Annotated in this window: 18 protein-coding genes, 1 tRNA gene and 1 riboswitch; of the genes, 10 read left to right on the forward strand and 9 right to left on the reverse strand. The window is 66.3% G+C overall.

The features are described 5' to 3' along the window. Window positions 1-8: 8 nt before the first annotated feature. On the forward strand, window positions 9-2399 hold the full coding sequence (locus A9973_RS17680) for a cation-translocating P-type ATPase (protein ID WP_255469204.1): 2391 nt from the start codon (window positions 9-11) through the stop codon (window positions 2397-2399). Between the two features lie 38 nt (window positions 2400-2437). Here the strand turns inward: A9973_RS17680 and speG are convergent, their stop codons facing one another. Further along, window positions 2438-3022, reverse strand: coding sequence for a spermidine N1-acetyltransferase (gene speG, locus A9973_RS17685; RefSeq protein WP_169272671.1), 585 nt, complete (start codon window positions 3020-3022; stop codon window positions 2438-2440). A 314-nt stretch (window positions 3023-3336) separates the two neighbouring features. On the opposite strand from speG, the gene A9973_RS17690 reads away from it, so the two are divergent. Further along, on the forward strand, window positions 3337-4833 hold the full coding sequence (locus tag A9973_RS17690) for a M81 family metallopeptidase (protein WP_183015025.1): 1497 nt from the start codon (window positions 3337-3339) through the stop codon (window positions 4831-4833). Window positions 4834-4858: 25 nt separating this feature from the next. On the opposite strand, the gene A9973_RS17695 is transcribed toward A9973_RS17690, so the two are convergent. Beyond that, on the reverse strand, window positions 4859-5563 hold the full coding sequence (locus tag A9973_RS17695; protein ID WP_183015026.1) for a riboflavin synthase subunit alpha: 705 nt from the start codon (window positions 5561-5563) through the stop codon (window positions 4859-4861). Window positions 5564-5675: 112 nt separating this feature from the next. Further along, entirely contained in the window at window positions 5676-7109 is a 1434-nt protein-coding gene (locus A9973_RS17700; protein WP_183015027.1) for an aldehyde dehydrogenase family protein, read from the reverse strand. A gap of 274 nt (window positions 7110-7383) precedes the next feature. Here A9973_RS17700 and A9973_RS17705 point away from each other — a divergent pair, with 274 nt between their 5' ends. Next, window positions 7384-8187, forward strand: a complete 804-nt coding sequence (locus A9973_RS17705; protein WP_183015028.1) for a FadR/GntR family transcriptional regulator — start codon at window positions 7384-7386, stop codon at window positions 8185-8187. Window positions 8188-8213: 26 nt separating this feature from the next. On the opposite strand, the gene A9973_RS17710 is transcribed toward A9973_RS17705, so the two are convergent. After that, window positions 8214-8423 (reverse strand): hypothetical protein, encoded by a 210-nt coding sequence (locus A9973_RS17710; protein WP_183015029.1) that lies wholly within the window; start codon window positions 8421-8423, stop codon window positions 8214-8216. Between the two features lie 233 nt (window positions 8424-8656). Between A9973_RS17710 and A9973_RS17715 the strand changes: the two genes are divergently transcribed. The 3 genes from A9973_RS17715 to A9973_RS17725 all read left to right on the forward strand — a co-directional run bounded on the left by A9973_RS17715 (window position 8657) and on the right by A9973_RS17725 (window position 10444). Next, on the forward strand, window positions 8657-9295 hold the full coding sequence (locus tag A9973_RS17715) for a hypothetical protein (RefSeq protein ID WP_183015030.1): 639 nt from the start codon (window positions 8657-8659) through the stop codon (window positions 9293-9295). A gap of 222 nt (window positions 9296-9517) precedes the next feature. Continuing rightward, window positions 9518-10300 (forward strand): exodeoxyribonuclease III, encoded by a 783-nt coding sequence (xth, locus tag A9973_RS17720; protein WP_183015031.1) that lies wholly within the window; start codon window positions 9518-9520, stop codon window positions 10298-10300. 68 nt (window positions 10301-10368) lie between these two features. Next, a tRNA-Ala gene (locus A9973_RS17725) sits at window positions 10369-10444 on the forward strand. A gap of 70 nt (window positions 10445-10514) precedes the next feature. Here A9973_RS17725 and A9973_RS17730 read toward each other — a convergent pair. Further along, complete coding sequence (locus A9973_RS17730) at window positions 10515-11966, reverse strand: sodium:solute symporter family protein (RefSeq protein WP_183015032.1); 1452 nt, start codon at window positions 11964-11966, stop codon at window positions 10515-10517. 104 nt (window positions 11967-12070) lie between these two features. Beyond that, window positions 12071-12178, reverse strand: a riboswitch (TPP riboswitch). A 112-nt stretch (window positions 12179-12290) separates the two neighbouring features. Here A9973_RS17730 and A9973_RS17735 point away from each other — a divergent pair. After that, entirely contained in the window at window positions 12291-13073 is a 783-nt protein-coding gene (locus A9973_RS17735) for a 3-oxoacyl-ACP reductase (protein WP_183015033.1), read from the forward strand. A 5-nt stretch (window positions 13074-13078) separates the two neighbouring features. Then, window positions 13079-14365 (forward strand): LLM class flavin-dependent oxidoreductase, encoded by a 1287-nt coding sequence (locus A9973_RS17740; RefSeq protein WP_183015034.1) that lies wholly within the window; start codon window positions 13079-13081, stop codon window positions 14363-14365. Window positions 14366-14446: 81 nt separating this feature from the next. On the opposite strand, the gene A9973_RS17745 is transcribed toward A9973_RS17740, so the two are convergent. Then, the gene (locus A9973_RS17745; RefSeq protein ID WP_183015035.1) at window positions 14447-14665 is read right to left on the reverse strand and encodes a hypothetical protein; all 219 of its coding nucleotides are present in this window, start codon (window positions 14663-14665) and stop codon (window positions 14447-14449) included. A 167-nt stretch (window positions 14666-14832) separates the two neighbouring features. Between A9973_RS17745 and A9973_RS17750 the strand changes: the two genes are divergently transcribed. Beyond that, window positions 14833-15468: a TetR/AcrR family transcriptional regulator gene (locus tag A9973_RS17750; RefSeq protein ID WP_183015036.1), complete on the forward strand. Its 636-nt coding sequence runs from the start codon at window positions 14833-14835 to the stop codon at window positions 15466-15468. A 6-nt stretch (window positions 15469-15474) separates the two neighbouring features. Here the strand turns inward: A9973_RS17750 and A9973_RS17755 are convergent, their stop codons facing one another. Then, on the reverse strand, window positions 15475-16533 hold the full coding sequence (locus A9973_RS17755) for a DUF4105 domain-containing protein (protein WP_183015037.1): 1059 nt from the start codon (window positions 16531-16533) through the stop codon (window positions 15475-15477). Continuing rightward, the gene (locus tag A9973_RS17760; protein WP_304503367.1) at window positions 16520-17206 is read right to left on the reverse strand and encodes a MarC family NAAT transporter; all 687 of its coding nucleotides are present in this window, start codon (window positions 17204-17206) and stop codon (window positions 16520-16522) included. Before A9973_RS17760 ends, A9973_RS17755 begins: the two co-directional genes overlap by 14 nt. Before the next feature lie 98 nt (window positions 17207-17304). On the opposite strand from A9973_RS17760, the gene A9973_RS17765 reads away from it, so the two are divergent. After that, complete coding sequence (locus A9973_RS17765; RefSeq protein WP_183015038.1) at window positions 17305-18690, forward strand: lysozyme inhibitor LprI family protein; 1386 nt, start codon at window positions 17305-17307, stop codon at window positions 18688-18690. A gap of 62 nt (window positions 18691-18752) precedes the next feature. Here A9973_RS17765 and ggt read toward each other — a convergent pair whose 3' ends face one another. Next, window positions 18753-20468 (reverse strand): gamma-glutamyltransferase, encoded by a 1716-nt coding sequence (gene ggt, locus A9973_RS17770; protein WP_183015039.1) that lies wholly within the window; start codon window positions 20466-20468, stop codon window positions 18753-18755. Between the last annotated feature and the right edge of the window lie 97 nt (window positions 20469-20565).

Raw genomic sequence — 20565 nt, forward strand, 5'->3', positions numbered from 1 at the left:
CGAAGACGATGTCCCTCCCTCCAGTCAAAAACCACGAATCCCTGCCCGCCGGACAAGGCGGCGCCCGCTGCACAGGCGGCGCGCATGACGGGCACGCGCATGGCAAGGCGGGGCACGATCATGACCATGACCATGCCCACGATCACGATCACGACCACAAGCATGACCACGCCCAGAACGGCGGCCATCGCCATGCGCAGCCGGAAGCCGCTTGCTGCGGCCACGCGCACGACATGGAGAACCTCTCGCTGTCCGGCGATGGCGGCGCCACGCTTGCCGCCGGGCCCGGCCAATTGCTGGCGCGCCTGCGCATCGGGCAGATGGACTGCCCTACCGAGGAAACGCTGATCCGCAAGAAGCTGGACGGCCTGGACGGCGTGCATGCGATGGACTTCAACCTGATGCAGCGCGTGCTGACGGTGGTGCACGCCGAGGGCGCGCTGGACCGCATCATGGCCGCCATCAAGTCGCTGGACATGACGCCGGAACCGCTGGCCGACGGCGCGCCCCGCACCCCCGCCCCCGCCGCCAAGCCCGTGAACTGGTGGCTGATCGGCGGCTCGGGCGTGTTGGCCGCCTTGTCCGAGTTTTCGCATTTCGCCGGCTGGCCGCTGGGCGTCACGGCGGCGTTCGCCGTGGCCGCCATCCTGGCTTGCGGCCTTACCACCTACCGCAAGGGCTGGATCGCCGTGCGCAACGGCAACCTCAACATCAATGCGCTGATGAGCATCGCCGTCACCGGCGCAGTCGTGATCGGCCAGTGGCCCGAAGCGGCCATGGTGATGTTCCTGTTCAACGTGGCCGAACTGATCGAAGCGCGTTCGCTGGACCGCGCGCGCAACGCCATCCGCGGCCTGCTGGACCTGGCGCCCGAAACGGCCACGGTGCGCCAGGCTGACGGCACCTGGCTGGAAGTGCCCGCCGCCCAACTGCAAGTGGACGACGTGGTGCGCGTGCGCCCCGGCGAACGCATCGCCGCCGACGGCATCATTGTCAGCGGCAGTTCCGCCGTGGACCAATCCCCCATCACCGGCGAAAGCTTGCCCGTGGAAAAAGCGAAGGACGACCCCGTGTTCGCGGCCACCGTGAACGCGGCGGGCTCGTTCGAATACCGCGTGACGGCGGCCGCAGGCAACACGACGCTGGCGCGCATCATCCACGCCGTCGAACAGGCCCAAGGCGCCCGCGCGCCGACCCAGCGCTTCATCGACCGCTTCTCGCGCATCTACACCCCCGTCGTGGTGGCCGTGGCCGTGCTGGTGGCAGTGGTGCCGCCCCTGCTGTGGGGCCAGCCGTGGTTCGACGCGATCTATCGCGCGCTGGCGCTGCTGATCATCGCCTGCCCGTGCGCGCTGGTGATCTCCACGCCGGTCAGCATCGTCAGCGGCCTGACCGCGGCCTCGCGGCGCGGCATCCTGGTCAAAGGCGGCGTCTACCTGGAAGAAGGCCGCAACCTGAAGTGGCTGGCGCTGGACAAGACCGGCACGCTGACGCACGGCAAGCCGGTGCGGACCGACCTGCAGGAATGGGACGTGTCCGACCAGGCCCGCCAGCCCGCGGCCCTGATCGCCGCAAGCCTGGCGGCCCGCTCCGACCATCCGGTGTCGCTGGCGGTCGCCAACGCGGCCCGCGACGAAGGCCATACCCTGCTGGAAGTCGAGGCCTTTACCGCCCTGCCCGGCCGCGGCGTCAGCGCGCAGATCGACGGCGTGACCTACCAATTAGGCAACCGCCGCCTGATGCGCGAACTGGGCGTGTCCAGCCCCAAGCTGGAAGCGCGGCTGGATGAGCTGGAACGCCAAGGCAAGAGCGCCATCGCGCTGACCGACGGCCACCGCGTGATGGCGCTGGCCGCCGTGGCCGACACCGTCAAGCCCACCAGCGCGGCCGCCATCGCCGACCTGCATTCGCTGGGCGTGCGCACCCTGATGCTGACGGGCGACAACACCCCCACCGCGCAGGCCATCGCCAAGCAAGTAGGCATCGACGAAGCCCGCGGCGACCAGTTGCCTGAAGACAAGCTGGCCGCCATTGAAAGCAAGCTGGCGCCCAGCGGCCGCGTGGGCATGGTGGGCGACGGCATCAACGACGCGCCGGCGCTGGCCCGCGCCGACATCGGTTTCGCGATGGGCGCGGCCGGCACCGGCACGGCCATCGAAACCGCCGATGTGGCATTGATGGACGACGACCTGCGCAAGATCGGCACATTCTTGCGCTTGTCGCGCGCGACCCATCGCGTGCTGATCCAGAACATCACGCTGGCGCTGGGCATCAAAGTGGTGTTCCTGACGCTTGCCATGACCGGCAACGCCACGCTGTGGATGGCGGTGTTCGCCGACGTGGGCGCCAGCCTGCTGGTGGTGGCCAACGGCCTGCGCCTGCTGCGCGCGGCAGCCTGAGGCGCGCAGCCTCAAGACGGAAACGGACGGACGGGCGCTCAGCCCGTCTGTTCTTCCTGCGGCCAATCGCGCAGTACGGGGGCATCCGGCGCACCGGGGCCCACATCGCGCAGATGCTCGTGCTGCAGCAGCGCCATGCGGTAGGCATCACGATAGGCGCCGTTGGAAAAGAACTCTTCCTTCATCAGCCCTTCGATCTGGAAACCGCAGCGTTCGTACACGTGCACGGCCGCCATGTTGTCCTTGTCCACCACCAGGTAGACCTTGTGCAGGTTCAGCACGCGAAACGCGTAGCCCACCGCGATGCGGGTTGCCGCTTTGGCGTAGCCCCGGCCCTGATAGCTTGGCGCGATGATGATCTGGAATTCCGCACGGCGGTGGATGTAGTCGATTTCCACCAGCTCCACCAGGCCGGCGGGTTGGCCGGTGTCGTGCTCGATGATGAAGCGCCGCTCGTTCTGGTCGTGCAAGTGGCGGTCATAGAGGGCAACCAGTTCGTCGTAGGCCTCGTAGGGCTCTTCGAACCAATAACGCATGATGACGTCGTTGTTGTTGATCTTATGCACGAAGTGCAGGTCGCCGCGCTCCAGGGGGCGTATTTTGATATCGGATATTACCGACATAGAAACCTCCGAAAGTGCCGCCATTGTAGTCGGACCCGCCCCAAGACGCCCTTTTCATGGGAGTTTCTGCATTTTTATGGCTTTTTATGCGGGTCTCAGAGCATAACTGGCCGGAAATCGTTTCCAGCGCTTAATCTACAAATTAGTATTACGCAAAAAAGTAACGCCATGCGACGCACCGGACGGGGCGCCGACACCGGCGACCGTCCGTCCACGCCATGATGATTCAAGCCGCTTTTTCCGATGCCCGGCCGCCTCTCTCATGCCACACTGCCGGATGTTGCGCGCTATCCCAATGAACAAGAGGAAACGACATGCATATCCTGGTGGCTGGCTTCCAGCACGAGACCAATACCTTTGCGCCGTCCAAAGCCGGTTACGACAATTTCGTGCGGGGTGAAGGCTTTCCCGCCATGGTGCGCGGCGACGACTTGCTGGCGCTGCGCTCGGTCAACATTCCCGCGGGCGGCTTCATCAACGCCATCCAGGCGCAAGGCCATACCGTGCACCCGGTGATCTGGGCCGGCGCCAGTCCGTCCGCCCACGTCACCCGCGACGCCTACGAACGCATCGCCGGCGAAATCCTGGATGCCGCGCGCGCGGGCCCGTACGACGCCGTCTACCTGGACTTGCACGGCGCGATGGTCACCGAACACCTGGATGACGGCGAAGGCGAATTGCTGGCGCGCATGCGCCGGATCGTGGGCCCGGACGTGCCGGTCATCGCCAGCCTGGACCTGCACGCCAACGTCACCGCGGAAATGCTGCGCGAAGCCGACGGGCTGGCCGCCTTCCGCACCTATCCGCACGTGGACATGGCGGATACTGGCGAACATGCCGCGCGCCTGCTGCTGGCGCGCATCGCGGCGGGCAGCCGATGGGTGCGCAGCGAACGCCGCCTGCCCTTCCTGATCCCCATCAACGGCATGTGCACGATGCTGCAGCCGTCGCAAGGCGTGTACGAAGCACTGGCCCGGCTGGAACAGACGCCGGGCGTCGCCTCCGTCTCGTTCGCGCCCGGCTTCCCGGCGGCGGACTTCCCGGAATGCGGCCCCGTGGTCTGGGCCTACGGCACGGATGCGGCCGCCGTGGAACAGGTCACGGATACGCTGTACCGGCGCGTGCTGGAATTGGAGCCGCAATGGTCGCCGGACTTCCTGGAACCGGCCGAAGCCGTCCGGCGCGCACAAGCCCTGGCCGCTGGCGCATCGCGTCCCGTTGTCATCGCCGACACCCAGGACAATCCGGGCGCGGGCGGCGACGCCAACACCACGGGCATGCTGCGCGCGCTGGTCGCGGCGGACGCGCAGAACGCGGCGCTGGGCCTGTTCTACGACCCGGACGCCGTCCGCGCCGCCACCGCCGCCGGCATCGGCAAGACCGTGGCACTGCGCTTGGGCGGCCAATCCGGGGTGGCGGGCGACACCGCCTTCGAAGGCGAATTCGTGGTCGAAACGCTATCGCCCGGCAAGCTGCGCTTTGACGGGCCGATGATGCATGGCATGGACGTGGACCTGGGCGCGGTCGCCGGCTTGCGGATCGGCGGCGTGCGTGTCGTGGTCAGCGCCAGCAAGGCGCAGATGCTGGACCGCAACCTGTTCCGCGTCGGCGGCGTGCAGCCCGAAGAGATGGGGATACTGGTCGTGAAAAGCTCGGTGCATTTCCGCGCCGACTTCCAGCCGATCGCGCACGAGGTGCTGGTGGCCAAGGCGCCGGGGCCGATGCAGGCCGACCCGGCGGACCTGCCCTGGACCCGCCTGCAACCCGGCATCCGGGTCCGCCCCCTGGGGCGGCCGTTCGCGGGTGAGTGAACCGCGCCCGGCCAGCCAGCCGGGCTTATTTGAGCTTGCCTTGAGGGCTGACGAAATCTTCCAGCGTCAGCCCCTTCTCTTTCAGGATGGCTTCCAGCAGCGGTTGCAGCTTGCCCAGGCTTTCCTGGACCGTCTCGCGCACCGTGTCCACCACTATCTGGGTGCTGCGTTCGATTTCGATATTGACGAAGTCGCCCGCCTGCTTGTCCTCGAAGACCGTCATGCGGCGGGTTTCGGGTATCAGCCAGACTTCGAACCAGCCCTCGGCGCGGTTCACTTCCGACACGGTCAGGCTGGCGCCGTTGATGGCGATGTAGCCCTTGGCGAACACGTACTTGCGGAAATCCGGGGGGATGCTGAAACGCATCAGGCGATTGGTGTCCGACGACTTCACCATGACCACTTCGGACGTGAAGTCCACATGGCCCGATAGCGGATGCCCGCCGATCTCGGCCCCGTCCCGGGCGGCGCGCTCGACGTTGGCGCGGTCGCCTTCGGCATAGCTGCCCAGCGTGGTGATGGCCAGGCTTTGCAGCATGACATCGAAGGTCGCCTGGTTCTCTGACAGCAGTTCCGTGACCGTCAGGCAAACGCCGTCCGTCGAGACACTGGCGCCGATGGCCAGGTCAACGCAGAAACCAGGGGGAAATTCCAGCGTAAAGGTGCGCAGGCCTTCGCGATCCGCGATCTTCGCGATCTTCGCGGTGCCTTGGACAATACCGGTGAACATACGGATCCTGAATACGGGGCGGCAGGCCCCTGAAGCAAAACATCAACGTTAACCGATATTTTGCCAGGAACCGCCCCGCAAGACCGGGTGGCGAACGCCACCCGCCGCGGCATCAATGACGGATCGCGATGGTCTTCAGCGTGGTGAAGCCATACAGCGCTTCGAAGCCCTTCTCGCGGCCGTAGCCCGATTGGCGCGACCCGCCGAACGGCAGTTCCACGCCGCCGCCGGCACCGTAGTTGTTGACGAAGACCTGGCCGGCGCGCAGCTTGCGGGCCAGGCGCATCTGGCGCGCGCCGTCGCGGGTCCACACGCCGGCCACCAGGCCATACAGCGTGCCGTTGGCGATTTCCAGCGCTTCTTCCTCGGTGTCGAACACCATCGCGGCCAGCACCGGGCCGAACACTTCTTCCTGCGCCAGGCGACTGTCGGGCGGCACGTCGCGGAACAGCACCGGCGGCTGGTAGAAGCCCGCCTCCGGCGCGGCGTCCGCCAGCTTGCCGCGGGCGGCGACCTTCAAGCCTTCGGCCTCGGCTTCGGCCAGGAACCCGCGCACGCGGTCGTGCTGGCGCGCGCTGATCAGCGGACCCACGTCCAGGTCTTGCGCGGCCGCGCCGGTGACGGTGGCCGAGAAGGCATCCGACAGGCGCTTGATGACGGTTTCATAGACGCCGCGCTGGATCAGCACGCGGCTGCCGGCCGAGCAGGTCTGGCCGGCGTTCTGGATGATGGCGGCCAGCAGCACCGGCATGGCGGCATCGAGGTCGGCGTCGTCGAACACGACCTGCGGCGACTTGCCGCCCAGTTCCAGCGTGACCGGCACATGGTTTTCAGCGGCGGCGTGCGCCACCATCTTGCCCGTCTGCGGCGAACCGGTGAACGAAATGTGGTCGATGCCGGGATGCGCGGTCAGCGCGGCGCCGGCCTCGTGGCCGTAGCCGGTGACGATGTTCAAAGCGCCGGCGGGCAGGCCGACTTCAGCGGCGATCTCGGCCAGCTTCAACAGCGACAGGCACGCGTCTTCGGCGGGCTTGACCACGCACGCATTGCCCGCGGCCAGCGCCGCGCCGACGCTGCGGCCGAAGATCTGCAAGGGGTAGTTCCAGGGCACGATGTGGCCGGTGACGCCATGCGCTTCGCGCACGGTCAGCACCGTGAAACCCGGGGTGTAGGGGATGGTCTCGCCGTGCAGCTTGTCGACCGCGCCGGCGTAGAACTCGAAATAGCGCGCGACCGCCGCGGCGTCCGCGCGCGCCTGCTTGATGGGCTTGCCCGTATCGGCCGATTCCAGTTGCGCCAATTCCTCCTGGCGGTCCAGCAACGCGAACGCGACACGCATCAGCAGCCGGCTGCGCGCGGCGGGCGCCATCTGGCCCCACTCGCCTTCAAACGCCTGGCGCGCGGCCTGCACGGCGCGATCGATGTCCGCCTCGCCGGAACGGGCGATCGCCTCGAAGGCGTTGCCATCGGACGGGTTCAGGACAGGAATAGTTTCACCGGCGGCAGCGGCCACCCATTGGTTGGCGATAAAGTTCTTCTGAGTCACGATGTGCGGAGTAAAGTAGCGGCCGGACGGCCGGTTGCGGAAATGGCGCCGACGCGCGGAAAGCGCCTCGGGCACAAAGCCAGGGGATTCAAGCAAGGTACGAGAGGCCGCCGTAACTTGTCAATTGAATTGACAGCTTTTGTCCCAAGCTTCAGGACATTTTCCTGGCACCTCGGGTATTCCCTGATATTTCAGGGATTTAAGCCGGAATCCCACCCCGCCGCCGCTTGTCATCGCTAATGACAAACCCGGCATTTTTTTCAGGAGCGCGCTGATGAGCGACGTGCGTGACCCGCAACTGGAATCGTTGCTGGAAGCCGCCACCCGCCCCCGTCCCGAACTGGACGTGCTGGCCGAGGTGGCCTCGGGCTTGGGCTATGTGCGCGCCGAGCGCTTTGCCGAACGCGTCTATGAAAGCCTGTTCTACGCCATCGCGACCGGCAAGATCGCGCCCGGCAACAAGCTGCCCACGGAATTGGAACTGGCCGCGCTGTTCGAGGTGTCGCGCCCTGTCGTGCGGCAAGCGCTGGACCGCCTGCGCGAAGACCAGCTGGTGGACTCCATCCGCGGGTCCGGCACCTACGTGCGCGCCAAGCCCGACCTGATGGGCGGCATGCCCGCCGTGGATCCCGCGCGCCGCGTCGGCCACATCCTGGAAGGCCTGGAACTGCGTAGGGTGATCGAACCCGAATGCGCCTACCTGGCCGCCCTGCGCCGCACGCCCGACGACCTGCGCGAGATGGACCGCATGTTGACCGGCTACGAAGAAGCCGACGCCTCAGGCGCCATCGCCCACCATCACGACTACGGCTTTCACCGCGCCATCGCGGCGGCCACCAGCAACCAGCGTTTCGTGCACGTATTGAAGTCGCTGGAATACGACGTCAGCCATGCCGTGAACGTCATGCGCCACCTGGTCCACAGCGAACCCTGGAAGCGCACCCGCGCCGCCATCGACGAACACCGGCACATCTACCGCTTGATCCAGGAGCAGGACGCGGACGGCGCCCGCAACGTCATGCGCGCACACATCGAAAAAGCGAAGAGCCGCATGCTGAACAGCGGCTCGGAGCATTGATCAGGGTGGCTGGGGCCGTACGACCGTCAGCATCGCTTCCACCCGGCCGTGGGGTCGCCCTTGTCGTCCAGATGATCCCATCCGGTGTCGCAGACCACGCAGACAAATGCTTCGTGGGCCGCCTTGCGACTGACCGCCTCCAGGCTGCGCACCGGGCCAAGGCTGACCAGCCCGGCATGGCCGGGCGCCCCACGGGTGTCCGGCACGATGTTCTCGCACTCACTGCAAATCGCCATGTCTCTCCACCTTTCATTTTTCTTTCAGTGGAGATACTACGAAATGATACTGGCGATAATGTTCAGCAATTCTCACGGATTTGTTGACCGAAGCGATCACCAGACCGTCCAGGCCGGGATCTGTGTTTTGCGTAAAACGTTGATTTAGAGCAAGGCGGGCAAAGAAAGAAGAACCGCAATTCCGAGTTTTGATCCGTTTCGTTCATACACTGTCCCACATATGGGGACAAAATATGAGCAACAGGACAAAGTACGGTGCCACTTTGACCGAAGACGATGCGATAGATGTCGCTCAATGCTGGGCGAAACAACACGCCGTGAGCATTGTGCGAAGCAAGAAATTCGCACTCCAATGGCATGGCGAATCCAGTCCCGATGAACGATACGAATCCAACTTGCGAACGGAGTTGACCTTTTTCTTTGAGGCATCAACCAGGGACTCCCAGTATTGGAATTCCGTCAGCAGTTTCACAGAGGATGCTACCGGGGACTGGGGACTCCAGGCGCTGAAAGCGCTGGGAGCGTTGAATCTTGCCGGGTTGGCAGCAGGAGTCATTCTTCTGATCGGCTATCCGGGCCATGCGCGCCCTATTGGCGCACTGGCTGCGAGCGGGTCGTTTCTGCTTGGCCTGCTGCTTGCATTTCCCGCGCTGAAACTCACTGGGAAATCGCGCGAGTTCGCAAAAACCACTGCCAGCTTGCATAGCCGGGAGGCGGGAGTCGCATCGACTTGGGAGCAGCTTCGATTGGCGAACACAGCCGATCCCAACGCGGGACGCAGAGAACGAAAAATAGCCGTGCAAATGGCGTGGATAATGATCGCGAGCCTCATCATCGGTTGCATCGCTCTTATCTCGACGGCGTGGCTGTAGCGCGTGGGCGCGCCACGCGCAGCCCGACACCCGGCACCGGCCGAGGCGCCAGCGTTGGCCGAACAGAGCAAGCGGAAGAAGGCGGCATGAGCAGGTATCATCTGGCCTTGACCCCGGCGCCTGCCAACCACGCCCCGGATGCGTAGCCAGATAAACAGCTAGACCGGGTTTTTGGAAGGCAGCACCCCTGAGAACCGCATAAACAAACGGTCTGCAAAAATCATGAAATTAGCCACCTGGAACGTGAACTCCCTGAACGTGCGACTGCAGCAGGTCCTGGACTGGCTGGCCGCCAATCCGGTCGACGTGCTGTGCATCCAGGAATTGAAGCTCACCGACGACAAGTTCCCCGAAGCCGCCTTCAAGGAAGCCGGCTACCACGCGGTCTGGGCCGGCCAGAAGACCTATAACGGCGTCGCCATCGTGTCGCGCATGCCGGGCACGTCCATGGTGCGCAACATCCCGGGCTACGAAGACCCCCAGCAACGCGTGCTGGCCCTGACCTTCCCCAGCCCCGAAGGCGACGTGCGCGTCGTGTGCGCCTACTGTCCCAACGGGCAGTCGCTGGATTCCGACAAGTACGTCTACAAGCTGGCCTGGTACGAAGCCATGCACAAGTGGCTGGCCGAAGAGATCAAGCAGTACCCGCGCCTGGCCGTGCTGGGCGACTACAACATCGCCCCCGCCGACGAAGACGTGCACAACCCCGAAAAGTGGGAAGGCCAGGTCCTGGTGTCCGAACCGGAACGCGCCGCCTTGCGCGCCCTGCTGGACTTGGGCCTCACCGATTCCTTCCGCCTGTTCGAGCAGCCCGAGAAGTCGTTTTCCTGGTGGGATTACCGCCAGTTCGCCTTCCGCCGCAACGCCGGCCTGCGGATCGACCACGTCCTGCTGTCAGCGCCGCTGGTCAAGCGCTGCGTCGCCTGCGTGATCGACAAGGAACCGCGCCGCAACGAACAGCCGTCGGACCACGCGCCAGTCGTCGCCACGCTGGAATTCGTCTGAGAATTTTTGTCGGGCGGCGTGTTGCGCGCCGCCAGATTGTTCCTGTATAGTTTTGGTCTTGCTTCATTGGGGCGGTAGCTCAGCTGGGAGAGCGTCGCGTTCGCAATGCGAAGGTCGGGAGTTCGATCCTCCTCCGCTCCACCAAATTCCAGACAGAAAAGCCTTGGACACGTCGCCGTGCTCCAAGGCTTTTCTGTTTTGTGGCCGCGTTGGCCTACACCGCGTCCCGGTCCAGCCGGCGCACCGCCGCGCTCAGGGTCGAAAAATCGAATTCCTGGCGGCCGCGCCGCGCCAGGCGCATCAGCACCGTCGTCACGACCGGCACGAACGCCGCCAGCAAGAACGATTCCAGCAGGAACGTGGGTTTGTCGCCCGGCGCCGGGAAAAAGAACAGGCCCGCCGCCAAGCCGGTGACTGTCGCGGTGGTCGCCGTCAGGCCGTCATGCTTGCGGCTGAACAATCCATAGAACACGGGGAACGCGGCCGCCGAGCACAGCAGGTCGGCCAGCAGGAACAGGTACAGCACGCTGTAGCCCTGCGAGGCCACGATCATGACCGGGATGGCCAGCAGCAGCACCGCCCAGCGGGCCAGCCGCTTCATGTCCATGCCGTTGGCGTTCGGCATCAGGCGGCGCATGTCGACCGCGACAATGCTGGAGACGGCGCTGATCGCGGTGTCGGCCGTGCTCATCACCAGCGACAGGCCCAACGGGATCAGCGCGATCACGAACCAGGCGGGCGCGTGCGGCATGATGACGCTGAACAGCGCGATCGAGCTGTCGCCCGCCGGCGCCAACCCCACGAAGGCCAGGCCGAACAAGCCCATCAGGAAGATGAACGGCGCGGCCAGGATGCCGCCCAGCAAGAAGCCGTTGCGCATCGAACGCGTGTCTTTCGCCGCATAGATGCGCTGCCAGTTGCCCTGGTGGAAGATGCCCGTCAGCAGGATCGCCACAAAGAACGTCAGCCCGGCCTTCACGCCGCCGGGATCGGTCACATCCAGCAGCTGGGGGGCCTTGGCCTGCAGCGCTTCGATCGTGGGCAGCGCGCCGCCCGCGGCCTGCCAGCCGACCACGCACAGGACCACCAGCAGGGGCACGATGACCATCATCTGCACCTGGTCGGTGAAGATCGACGAACGCAGGCCGCCGTAGGTGGTGTAAAGCAAGGTCGTGCCCATCACGATGGCCGCGGTGGCCCACAGCGGCACCGGGGCCAGCATGGTAACGAGCTTGGCGATCGCGGTGACTTCGGCCGACAGGGCGATGAACAGGTAGAACAGCATGATGAAGAGCGCCAGCCCGTACATCGGCCGCCCATAGCGCGCCATCAGGAATTCGGTCAGCGTGTGGCCGTGCGGGATCAGTTCGCGCATGCGCCGGCCCAGCGGGATCATCACCAGGCGCGGGGACATCGATCCCAGCGCATAGCCGATCACCGCGGCCAGACCGCCCCAGGTGGCCGCTTGCGCCGGCGAGAACAGGATCCATGCGCCCAGCGTGGACGCCATCAGCGTCAGGATGGTGCCGAAGGCGCCCTGGCTGTTACGGGCCACGATGTAGTCTTCCAGCGTGCCGCGCTTGCGCCGCGTATAGAGCACGCTGGCCAGCGCGAAGCCGCCTGAAAACAGCAGCAGCCACATCAAAGCGGTGGATTGGGTCAACATGCGGAACGGCCCTCCCGCTACCGGCTGGAAACCGGGCGCGCAACACGGCGGCCCGCCCGGATGCAGGGGGCCGCAAGATGGATGAAAGTCTAGGGAGGGCGCGCGAGTCGTGCGATGTCCTTCCCTTCGCCGGCATTACCCGGATCAGGTTCAAAGGGTTACCGCGACGACGCGGAATCTCAGCCCGAAACAGGGCTCCCCCAGGAATTGCCGCAAGGTTAGGAGAGCGGCGAGGCAATGTCAACGGCGCATTGATTCATGCTAAGTTCGCCCGCTTGCGGCACCCGTTTTGCGTGCCTGCCGATGGAACCGACGAGCCTGATCATGTCCCCTGCACATTCCGCCCCCGCCTTGAACGAACAATTGGTCCTTGTCACGGGCGGCGCCCGGGGCCTGGGCGCGCATATCGCACGCGCCTTCCTGCGCGAAGGCGCGCGCGTCGTCATCAACTACCTGAACAGCGCCGATGCCGCCCAGGCGCTGGCCGCCACCGCGCCAGACCGCGCGCTGGCCATCCGCGCCGACGTGCGCGACGCGCAGGCCGTCCAAGCCATGATCGCGCAGGCGCAAAGCCGGTTCGGCATGCCGGTCACGACCGTCGTCAACAACGCCCTGCCCGCCTTCCAGTTCAATGGCGACGCCCGCCCGCACGCCGACACGCTGACGTGGGACAACCTGAACCAGCAGATCGAAGGCACCATGCGCGGCGCGCTGAACACCACGCAGGCCGCCCTGCCCGGCATGCGCGCCGCCGGCGTCGGCCGCATCATCAACATCGGCACCAACCTGGTCCAGAACCCGGTCGTGCCGTACCACGACTACACGGCCGCCAAGGCCGCCCTGCTGTCATTCACCCGGACGCTGTCGCATGACCTCGGCCCGGACGGAATCACCGTCAACATGGTGTCGGGCGGCCTGCTGCGCACGACCGACGCGTCGGCCGCCACGCCCGAAGCGGTGTTCGACCTGATCGCCGCCAGCACGCCGCTGCGCGCCGTCACCACGCCCGAGCAATTCGCCGATGCCGTGCTGTTCTTCGCCAGCCCGTGGTCGCGCAGCGTCACCGGCCAGAACCTGGTCGTGGACGGCGGCCTCGTCAAGAACTGACCGCCATGCTGCACTTGAACCTGTTCATCTTCGGCTGCGGGCACCACCGCGCCGCCTGGCGCCACCCGGATTCGGCCGCCGAGCGCCTGGGCGACATCGGCTATTACGAAGCCCTGGCCCGCACCGCCGAGCGCGGCAAGCTGGACGCCATCTTCTTCGCCGACGGCCAATCCACCGACAACATCGGCGATGGTCCGCGCTGGTACCTCGAGCCGCTGACCACCATGGCGGCGATCGCGCGGGCCACGAGCCGCATCGGCCTGATCAGCACCGTGTCCAGCACCTTCTTCACGCCCTTCCATGCCGCCCGCATGGTCGCGTCGCTGGACCACATTTCCGGCGGCCGCATGGGCTGGAACGTGGTGACCTCCATGTTCGATGCCGAGGCCCGCAACCACGGCTACGAAGCCATGCCCGGGCACGATTGGCGCTATGCGCGCGCCGAAGAATTCGTGGATGTCGCGCTGCGCCTGTTCGACTCCTGGGAAGACGAGGCCCTGGCCATCGACCGCAGCGGCGTCTACGGCGTGCCCGAACGGGTCCACCCGATCCACCACCACGGCGACCACTTCCTGGTCGACGGCCCCCTGACCGTCCCGCGCCCGCCGCAAGGCCACCCCGTGCTGTTCCAGGCCGGCGCATCCGACCAGGGCCGCGACCTGGCCGCCCGGCGCGCAGAAGCCATCTATGCCGTGGCGTACGACCTGCCTGCCGCGCAGTCCTATTACCGCGACATCAAGCAGCGCGTGCGCGCGGCGGGCCGCGACGCCTTCGTCCCGATCATGCCGGGCCTGGTCACCTACGTCGGGTCCACCGAAGCCGAGGCCCGCGCCAAGCAGCGCGAGCTGGACGAACTGCTGCCCAGCGACGCGTCGCTGCGCCAATTGGGGACTTTCGTGCTGCAGGACTGCAGCGGCTGGGAACTGGACGCGCCCGTGCCGGCGCTGCCTTCGCTATCCGACTTCAAGGGCCCGAAAGGCCGCTACGCGACCATTCTGCGGATCATCGAGACCGAACGGCCTACCGTGCGCCAACTGCTGGGGCGGCTGGCGGCCGGCGGCGGCCACTGCACGATGGTCGGCACGCCCGAACAGATCGCCGACAAGATGGAAACCTGGTTCATGAACGACGGCGCGGACGGCTTCAATCTGATGCCGCCCGCCTTGCCCGGCGGCATCGACGACTTCGTCGATCAAGTGGTTCCAGTCCTGCAACGCCGCGGGCTCTTCCGTACCGAGTACGAACACAGCACGCTTCGCGGGCATCTGGGGTTGCAACGACCGGGTCGTTGACGCCGGAGAGGCCGGAGAGGCCGCAAAATGCGTCCCCAATTAAAATCCGCCGAGCGGCGCCACGAGTGCCGCGCCCTTTGGCTATCCGGCCAGGGCGGCGGGTTCGGCGCGCTCGGCGGGGCGCTGCGGTCCCGGGGCGCCAGCCAGCACGGGACGCGCCAGCGAGACTGCGGGACGCGCGCGGGCAGCGGCCCGACGGGTGACGATCCAGTCATACAGGACGACACCAGGGTGGCGCAGCAGGACCGCACCGACGGCGGCCACGACGATCAGGGCAATGCTCAGGGTCAGCCAGGACATCTTGGCGCCCTCCTTCAAAACAGCCCGGTTCCGATACCAGGCCCAAAACTCACGTGGGAAACGCGCACGCGTGAAGCGCTTTAAAGTGTAATGTACTCTACATTACAAGGTGGAACTCGAGTAAATTCCCCTGAAATACACGGGTTGGAAACAGGGAGAAACAGGTAATGGACGAACCGGCCGATTCGATGCCGCGCGCAGTGACCAGCAAGGGCGCAGCCCGACGGCTGCGGCTGCTTGAAGCGGCCAGCCAGTCACTGCTGGAACACGGCTATGCCCAGACCTCCATTCAGCGCATCGTGCAACAGGCCGGTGGATCCTCCGCGACCGCCTACCAGCTGTTCGGCAACAAAGAAGGCATGCTGGCCGCCGTGCTGCAGTTCGAATTGGACAAGCTGCGGACCGCGGTGTTCCTGGCGACGCCGCCCGGCCAGGCGGTGGGCGCGGCGCTGCACGATCTGGCCGTGCGCCTGCTGGCCTATGCCGTGCAGCCCCGGTCGGCCACCCTGCACCGCCTGCTGGTGTCGGAGTGCCACCGCATGCCGCAACTGGCCGCGGCGCTGCAACAGGCGGTCGACACGCGACTGCACGCGCCGCTGGAACAATGCCTGCGCCACGCCTGTGAACGCGGCGAACTGAATATCGACGACCCGCGTCAGGCCGCGCTGACCTTGGGCAACCTGATCAATGGCATCGCGTTCCACGCCCGGCTGGTCGGCGGTTACGCCGACGGCCCGCGGGCCGAGCATCTGGCCACCTGCCATTACGGCGTCGATACGCTGCTGCGCGCCTACCAGGTATAGCGGCGGCTATTGGCTTGCGCCCGCCGGCGCGGGCGCCCCGTGCAGACGGATCCGGCGGGAAAATGCCAGGGCGTCGTCGCCGGGCGCGGCCAACGGGCCGATCGCGGCCTGCTGGCGCAACACCTCCAGCGGAACACTGGCGTCCAGGCCGCCTTGCTCATACAGGTATTCGGGCAGATAGCCCGACAGCAGGATACGGGTGTCCAGCGGCAATCCGGGGACGATCGCGCGCACCATCCGATAGACCAGCGTCGTGCAGTTGGCAGTCACCGTGTGATAGAAGCGCGGCGTATCAATCAGCGCGTTGGCGGTAGCGACGTACGACAGGAACAACTCACGCATGGCCGGCACGGGCATGCTCACCGGATACAGATAGAGGCTTTCGGCGCGCGGGCCGGCGCGCACGTACAGGATGTCGCGCTCTTCCGCCGCCACCACGCTCAATTCGAATTGCTTGAAGAACCCGCCGATCTCGGAGAATTGTTCACCGCGCTCTTTGCGGATCTCGACCGAGAACACCACATGGCGGCCGTCTGCAAAACCGAAGGACACCAGCGTGTGGGCAATCGCCGGCCCCGACCAATACGACAGCGCCATGTCCACGGACACGAGCTGGTCCAGATCGTACTGGCGGGTTTCCCAGCGCGCCGTGTAGTCGTCATCGGAACGCCAATCGAAATTGCGCACGTTCTCCAGCGTGACGATCGGCCCTTGCACCGTGCCGCGCAACATCCTGGCGACGTCATCCGCCCAGATGCGGTCATTGGAAGGCGCAAGCGTCTGCCACCAGCCGCACAGCGCGAGCGCACCCGCCAGGTACGCCCAGCCGGCGCGCCGTCGCCACGGGCCCCGGCGCCACAAGGCCGCAAGCGCGCCCAGGCACAGCATGGTCCAGAGCAGCCCCGCCACGCCTTTGCCCCACGCCCCGCCGGGCGCCTGATAGGCAAGCGCCAACACGCCCCACAATGCGGAGGCCGCCACCAGCAGGCTGCCGGCGACACGGCCGATGAAGGCTGCGCACCGGCGCGGCCATCCTCCGCGTGCCGCGAGCTTATCCGCCGGCATGCTGGCTGACGATTTCCAGGACGCCGTTGATCACGAACTGCACCCCCATGCAGACCAGCAGGAAGCCCATGACGCGCGAGATGGCTTCGACGCCGCTTTGGCCGATGACGGCCACGATGCGGCCCGCCGAGCGCAGGCAGATCCAGAAGAACACGCCAAGCAAGGCGAATACGATGACCGGCGTCACGGCGATCACCCACGACGCGTAGTCGGGCGTGATCGCCGTATCGACCGACGCGGCCCCGCTGATGATCATGGCGATGGTGCCTGGCCCCGCCGTGCCGGGCAGCGCCAGCGGCACGAAGGCGATGTTGGGCGTTTGCCGCTGGTGCTGGGCATCGGCCGCCACCCCGGCTTCAAGCGTGCTGGAGTCGGCCTTTGGAAATAGCATGCTGAATCCGATGCTGACCACGATCAGCCCGCCCGCGATACGCAGGCCCGGGATCGAGATGCCGAACGTGTGCATGATCCACGCGCCGGCGTAGTAAGTCACCAGCATGATGCCGACGACATAGAAAGCCGCCTGGGTGACCTGGCGTTCACGTTCTTTGTAGGGAATCTGCTGGCCCAGGGACAGCAGCAGCGTCATGGAGGTCAGCGGATTGGCCAGCGGCAGCATCAGCGCCAAGCCAAGGCTGATCAGTTTGCCCAGTTGAATCAGGTCGTCAATCATGGAACTCAAAAATATTGCGCAAGCCGCAAAAGGCGGCTTGCCGGGTTCAACGGTTCAATCGTGTAATGCACTGTACCTTACCCACCTCTCGCCGAACCTTGACTCCGATCCCCAAGCCCTTGTTTGCCGCCCTGCTGGCGCTGGCGCCCTTTGCCTCGCCCGTGCTTGCCGCCGGCATGAATTGCACGTTAGCGAAGACCCCCACTGAACGGGCAATCTGCGCCGACGCGGGCCTGCTGCGCCAGGACAGTGATCTGTCGGCCGCATACGCCAAACTGAGCGCGGCCCTGCCGGACGGACGCGCCGCCTTGCGGCAGGACCAGCGCGACTGGCTTCGCGCGCGCAATGGCTGCGGCGCCGACGCCAGCTGCATCCGCGACCAGTATCTGCTGCGCCTGAGCGCCTTGCAGGACATGCTGCGCCGCGCCACGGCCTATGTGCCGGACGAGACCGACCGGCTGGCCCTTGAAGACCTGCGCCAGGCGGTCGAGGCCGCCAGCGGCAAGAACGCCGAGTTCCCGCTGGAAGACGCGTTGGCGGCGATAGCCGTCAAGCGCGGCATGACGACTTTCTCCAATGTCCGCGCGAATGAAGATGATGACGAAGCCAGGTTTCCCGTCAAGCGGCCCGAGGGCGTGACGCCCGACGAGTGGAAGGCGCTGCAGGCGTCCGGCATCGACGCCGGCGGCGAGAACGGGGCCGCGTCCTACACCCTGATGGATCTGGACGGCGACGGCCAGCGCGACCTGGTGATCGATTCCTACACCGGCGGCACCGGCCTGTTTTCAGACGTCGGCGCCCTGCGTCGCGCCGGCGGGCGCTTTACCGAGGCGACCGGGTCCGACGGCGATGCCGTATCAGGCCTGTACACGTTGAACGGCCGCGGTTCGAACCAGGCCAGCGACTGGGTCCGGCTGCACGGCCGGATCTACGCGGCTTACCGCAACAGCAACTACGGCGTGGACCAGGTCTATCTGCTGCGGCCCTTCCATGCCGTGGGCGAAGTCCCCACCCTGACCATCCAGTACCGCTATCAGTTGCAAGTGCCCAGGCAGCAGAAGCGCGCCGACAAGGCGGAGGTCCGCGTGCTGGACGACGCGCTGCATGCCGGCCTGACGCAGGCATTGGCCAAGGTCGATCCCGAAGCCCCGCAAGGCGGCGGCGATTCCGTCAACCTGCCCGGCGCGCCGGACCGGCCGCTGTGCCCGATTCCCGACGGCGTGAAAGACGACGAGCGGGACCGCTACTACCAGTACGGCGCGGGGCACTACTCGTACGAGACCGTGGCCGACATGGCGGTGCACGTGGGCACGCGCTGTTATGTCGCGCGGCTTATCGACTGGTTCGGCAGCTATGACGCCAAAAACGGCTTGTCCGCCATGATATGGCTGCGCCCGGCGGACGCGGACGACGGCGAAGAGGAAGTCTCGGTCGAGGGCAGGCGCCGCGCCATCCGGTTCGGGACCTCGGTCGGTCCGATCTAGGCAGGAGGACGGCGGACGCCTGCCCGGGCGGGCCTGGATGCGGGCCCGCCGGAACTTGCGCCTTAGTAGCCTAGCGCCGCGCCTGCCGGCGCCCGGTTGTCATGGCCGCCGAAGATCAGGCCGCGGTCCCGGTCCACCACGATGGCGTCGGCCACGCTCCAGTTTTCCTCGACCTTGAACGTGTGGCCCATTTTCTCAAGCAGCGCCTGCGTGTCCGGCGACAGCGCGCCCGCCTCCAGGTAGACGGTATCCGGTAGCCATTGATGGTGGATGCGCGGGGCGTCGACGGCGGCTTGCACGTCCATGCCGTAGTCAATGACGTTGAGGATGGTCTGCAGCGTCGTCGTGATGATGCGCGGGCCGCCCGGGCTGCCCGTCACCATGTAGACCTTGCCGTCCTTGAGCACCACCGTGGGCGTCATCGAGCTGAGCGAACGCTTGGCGGGCGCGATCGCGTTCGCCTTGCCCTGGATCAGGCCGAACACGTTGGGTGCGCCGACCTTGGCCGTGAAGCCTTCCATGGTGTCGTTCAGGAAGAAACCCGCATCGCCCGCGACTTTGCCGGTGCCGAAGCGCAGGCCCAGCGAGTACGTGACGGATACCGCATTGCCCGCCTTGTCGACGATCGAGTAGTGCGTGGTGTGGCTGCCTTCCTTGACCGGCGTGCCGCCCTTGATCGCGGACGAGGGCGTCGCGCGGCCCAGGTCGATGCTGGCGCGCACCTGTTGCGCATAGGATTTCGAGATCAGGTTGTCGACCGGGTTCTCGACGAAGCGCGGATCGCCCAGTTCAATGTTGCGGTCCGCGAAGGCGCGGCGCAGCGTTTCGATGTACAGGTGCGTGCTGGCGGCGGAGCGCAGGCCCATGTCTTTGAGCGACACGTTTTCCAGCACGTTCAGGCTTTCGCACAAGGAAATCCCGCCTGAACTGGGCGGCGCGGCCGACACCAATTCGTAGCCCCGATAGTTGCAGTGGATCGGCTTGTAGGTCAGGGCCTTGTACTGGGCGAAGTCCTCGGGTGCGAAAATGCCGCCGCCCGCCTTGCTGGCCCGCACGGTCTCGTCCGCGATCCACCCTTGGTAGAACGCCTGCGGCCCGTTGTCCGCGATGGTCTGCAAGGTCTTGGCCAGCGCCGGCTGGCGGAACGTTTCGCCGGCGCGGTAGGGCCGGCCGCCGTTCAGGAAATACTTGCCGACATAGGCGTCGGTTTTGGCGAAGGTGGTCAAGAGGTCGGCGTGGGCCACCACGTCGTCCCATTGGGTCAGCGCGTAGCCGTCGCGGGCCAGCGCCACGGCGGGCATCACGAGCGGCTTGCTGGGCATGGTCCCGTAGTGACCGCGCGCGTACTCCAACCCCGCCACGGTGCCCGGCACCGCCGCGCCCAGCCAGGACCGCGACACGGCTTCACGGCGCACCTTGCCGTCCGCATCCAGGTACATGTCGGCGGTGGCGGCCAGGGGCGCGGCCTCGCGGAAGTCGACCATGGTCTCGCGGCCGTCGGCCATGCGGATCACCAGGAAGCCGCCTCCGCCCAGGTTGCCCGCCTGCGGCAACGTCACGGCCAGGGCATAGCCCACGGCGACGGCGGCGTCCACCGCATTGCCGCCCTGCTTCAGCACGTCCACGCCGATCTGGCTGGCCAGCTTGTGGGCGCTGGCGACCATGCCGTTCTGCCCTTGCGCGGGTGGCGGCGACACCGCCTTGGCCGGCAAGGCGACGAACAGCGCCGATGCGCCCAAGACGGCCACGAACAACGGATTGCGGGTGATGCCCTGCATACAACGTCTCCTCATTTTTATTGGATGTCGGCGCAGGCCGGCAAGCCCGCGTCGCCAAGCCATTCTGGGAGCCGCCCGGAAACGCCGCAAACGAAAA

Origin of the sequence: Achromobacter sp. UMC46, assembly GCF_014170335.1 — a bacterium.
Taxonomy (GTDB): domain Bacteria; phylum Pseudomonadota; class Gammaproteobacteria; order Burkholderiales; family Burkholderiaceae_B; genus Achromobacter.

Coding starts and splice junctions, on each gene's coding strand:
- A9973_RS17680 (WP_255469204.1), top strand. CDS start 9: ATGTCCCTCCCTCCAGTCAAAAACCACGAATCCCTGCCCGCCGGACAA.
- speG (WP_169272671.1), bottom strand. CDS start 3,022: ATGTCGGTAATATCCGATATCAAAATACGCCCCCTGGAGCGCGGCGAC.
- A9973_RS17690 (WP_183015025.1), top strand. CDS start 3,337: ATGCATATCCTGGTGGCTGGCTTCCAGCACGAGACCAATACCTTTGCG.
- A9973_RS17695 (WP_183015026.1), bottom strand. CDS start 5,563: ATGTTCACCGGTATTGTCCAAGGCACCGCGAAGATCGCGAAGATCGCG.
- A9973_RS17705 (WP_183015028.1), top strand. CDS start 7,384: ATGAGCGACGTGCGTGACCCGCAACTGGAATCGTTGCTGGAAGCCGCC.
- A9973_RS17710 (WP_183015029.1), bottom strand. CDS start 8,423: ATGGCGATTTGCAGTGAGTGCGAGAACATCGTGCCGGACACCCGTGGG.
- A9973_RS17715 (WP_183015030.1), top strand. CDS start 8,657: ATGAGCAACAGGACAAAGTACGGTGCCACTTTGACCGAAGACGATGCG.
- xth (WP_183015031.1), top strand. CDS start 9,518: ATGAAATTAGCCACCTGGAACGTGAACTCCCTGAACGTGCGACTGCAG.
- A9973_RS17730 (WP_183015032.1), bottom strand. CDS start 11,966: ATGTTGACCCAATCCACCGCTTTGATGTGGCTGCTGCTGTTTTCAGGC.
- A9973_RS17735 (WP_183015033.1), top strand. CDS start 12,291: ATGTCCCCTGCACATTCCGCCCCCGCCTTGAACGAACAATTGGTCCTT.
- A9973_RS17740 (WP_183015034.1), top strand. CDS start 13,079: ATGCTGCACTTGAACCTGTTCATCTTCGGCTGCGGGCACCACCGCGCC.
- A9973_RS17745 (WP_183015035.1), bottom strand. CDS start 14,665: ATGTCCTGGCTGACCCTGAGCATTGCCCTGATCGTCGTGGCCGCCGTC.
- A9973_RS17750 (WP_183015036.1), top strand. CDS start 14,833: ATGGACGAACCGGCCGATTCGATGCCGCGCGCAGTGACCAGCAAGGGC.
- A9973_RS17755 (WP_183015037.1), bottom strand. CDS start 16,533: ATGCCGGCGGATAAGCTCGCGGCACGCGGAGGATGGCCGCGCCGGTGC.
- A9973_RS17760 (WP_304503367.1), bottom strand. CDS start 17,206: ATGATTGACGACCTGATTCAACTGGGCAAACTGATCAGCCTTGGCTTG.
- ggt (WP_183015039.1), bottom strand. CDS start 20,468: ATGCAGGGCATCACCCGCAATCCGTTGTTCGTGGCCGTCTTGGGCGCA.